The organism is Streptomyces sp. YS-3 (assembly GCF_045257485.1).
Lineage (GTDB): Bacteria > Actinomycetota > Actinomycetes > Streptomycetales > Streptomycetaceae > Streptomyces.
This window is the reverse complement of sequence record NZ_JBJHPC010000770.1, coordinates 1-2,774: the sequence shown is the minus strand read 5'-3', so window position 1 is coordinate 2,774 and position 2,774 is coordinate 1. Positions and strand designations below refer to the sequence as shown.

Annotated in this window: 2 protein-coding genes; both read right to left on the bottom strand. The window is 75.6% G+C overall.

What is annotated here, in order from left to right:
* Window positions 1-226: 226 nt before the first annotated feature.
* Window positions 227-1,564, bottom strand: a complete 1,338-nt coding sequence (locus tag ACJA3G_RS34535) for a formimidoylglutamate deiminase (protein WP_406556982.1) — start codon at window positions 1,562-1,564, stop codon at window positions 227-229.
* Window positions 1,555-2,772: an allantoate amidohydrolase gene (locus tag ACJA3G_RS34530; RefSeq protein WP_406556981.1), complete on the bottom strand. Its 1,218-nt coding sequence runs from the start codon at window positions 2,770-2,772 to the stop codon at window positions 1,555-1,557. The genes ACJA3G_RS34535 and ACJA3G_RS34530 overlap by 10 nt, the downstream gene beginning before the upstream one ends.
* Window positions 2,773-2,774: the final 2 nt, after the last annotated feature.

Here is a 2,774-nt window from a genome sequence, read left to right as displayed (position 1 = left end):
AGGGTGGGGTCGTTGGTGACGAGGGTGGTGATGTTGGTGATGAGGGTGGTGGTCATGGGTCCTCTCCGGTGGGGGCGGTTGTTCGTCTGCGGACCGGTGGGGCTTCTCGCGCAGTTCCCCGCGCCCCTGAGGTACTGCGCCGCAGTCGGGGAACTCAGTTCAGCCACAGACTTCCAGGGGCGCGGGGAACTGCGCGAGCGGCCCGCCACCGGTCCGCGGGCGGGGCTCACTCCCGTAGGGACGCGATCGCCTGCGCAAGGGCGGAGCCCGCGTCCGGCACCGTCGCGTGCACGCCGTCGCGCACCACCCGGCGACCCCCCACCACCACCTCCCGCACATCCGCCGCCGACGCGGCGAACACCGCCGTCTCCGCGCCGAGCCGCGGCACCGGGCCCGCCGTGCGGACCGTGTCCAGGGCGATCGTGGCGAAGTCCGCGAGGGCGCCCGGTGCCAGGCGGCCCGCCTCGGGCCAGCCCAGGGCCGCGTGGCCGTCCGGGGACGCCGCGCGCAGCAGCGCCGCCGCCGTCCAGTGCCCCCGGGTCCGTGTGCGCAGCCGCTCGTCCAGCTCCATCGCCCGCGCCTCCTCCAGCAGGTCGATCACCGCATGGCTGTCGCTGCCGAGCGACAGGGGCGACCCGGCGCGCTGGAGGGCGACGGCGGGGCCGATGCCGTCGGCGAGGTCGCGCTCGGTCGTCGGGCACATGCACGTACCCGTGCCCGACCCGCCGAGCAGCGCGATGTCCTCATCGGTGAGGTGCGTGTTGTGGACGCCGGTCGTGCGCGGCCCCAGCACCCCGTGGTCCGCCAGCAGCCGCGTCGGGGTGCGGCCGTGCGCGGCCAGACACGCCTCGTTCTCCGCGACCTGCTCGGAGAGGTGGACGTGGAGGGGCGCCTCCCGCTCCTCGGCCCACGCCGCGACCTCGCGCAACTGGTCCGCGGGCACCGCCCGTACGGAGTGGATCGCCGCCCCGATCCGTACGCCGTCGCGCGGCTTGAGCAGCGCCGCCCGCTCGGCCCACGCCTGCGCGGTGCCGTCGCAGAACCGCAGCTGGTGGGCGTTGGGCGGCTCGCCGAAGCCGGCCGACAGATACGCGGTGTCGAGCAGCGTGACGCGGATCCCGGCGTCGGCGGCGGCCTCGATCAGCGCCTCGCCCATCGCGTTCGGGTCGGCGTACGGCGTGCCGCCCGGCGCGTGGTGCAGATAGTGGAACTCGCCCACCGCGGTGATCCCGGCGAGCGCCATCTCCGCGTACACGGCCCGCGCCAGCGCGTGGTACGAGTCGGGCGTGAGCCGCGCCGCGACCGCGTACATCGTCTCGCGCCAGGTCCAGAACGTGCCGGAGCCGACCTGGACCGTGCCGCGCAGGGCCCGGTGGAAGGCGTGCGAGTGGGCGTTGGCCAGACCCGGCAGGGTGAGGCCGCGCAGGGGGACGGCGCCGGGGGGCGGCGCGTCGACTCCGGTGCGTACGGCCGTGATCCGCCCGTCCGCCACCTCCACCAGCACGCCCGGTTCGACCTCGGGGTCGAGCCAGGCGTGCTCCAGCCAGTACGACGTCACCTGCACGCCAGCCCCTCCAGAACGTCGGCGAGTGCGATCACCCCGGCCACGCAGTCGTCCTCGCCGGCGAACTCGGCCGGGGAGTGCGAGACGCCCGTGGGGTTGCGTACGAACAGCATGGCGGTCGGGACCGTCCCCGAGAGGATTCCGGCGTCGTGTCCGGCGCCGGTGCCGAGGACGGGGGTGTGCCCGCCGAGGATCTTCGCCAGTTCGTCGCGCAGGGCGTGCTCGAACTCGACGACGGGCGTGAACGACTCCCGGACGACGGTCAGGTCCACACCGTCCCGCTCGGCGCGCTCGCGCGCCGCCCGCTCGATCGCCGTGACCACGGTGTCCAGGGTCGTCTGGTCGGCGGCGCGCGAGTCCAGCCAGCCGCGCACCAGCGACGGGATGGCGTTGACGCCGTTGGGCTCGCAGGAGATCTTGCCGAAGGTGGCGACCGCGCCCGCGAGTTCGGCCTCGCGGCGGGCGGCGAGGACGGTCTCGGCGTACGTGAGCATCGGGTCGCGCCGGTCCACCAGGCGGGTGGTGCCCGCGTGGTTGGCCTCACCCGCGAAGTCGAACCGCCAGCGGCCGTGCGGCCAGATGGCGGAGGCGACGCCGATCGCGTCGCCGCTGAGGTCCAGGGCGCGGCCCTGCTCCACGTGCAGCTCGACGAACGCGCCGATACGGGCGAGGCGCTCGGGGTCGGGGCCGATGGCGTCCGGGTCGTATCCGGCGCGCTCCATCGCCTGCGGCAGGGTGACCCCGTCGCCGTCGCGCAGCCGGTGCGCGGCCTCGGCGGTCAGCTGCCCGGCGGCGAGCCGGGAGCCGACGCAGGCGAGGCCGAAGCGGGCGCCCTCCTCGTCGCCGAAGTTGACGAGGGCGAGGGGGCGGGTGGGCACGGCTCCGCGCCGCCGCAGCTCGTCGAGGGCGGCGAACGACGAGACGACGCCGAGGGGGCCGTCGAACGCGCCGCCGTCCGGGACGGAGTCCAGGTGCGACCCGGTGACGACGGCGTCCCCGGCGGTGGGGTCGCCGGCCCAGGCCCACTGGTTGCCGTTGCGGTCGACCTCGTAGGTCAGCCCGCGGGACTCGGCCTGGTCCCGGAACCAGGCGCGGCACTCGGCGTCGGCGCCGGTCCAGGCGAAGCGGCGGTAGCCGCGGGTGTCCCTGTCCCGCCCGATGGGCGCGAGATCGCGCCACATCTCGTGGAACGAGGGGGCCTCCCCCACCC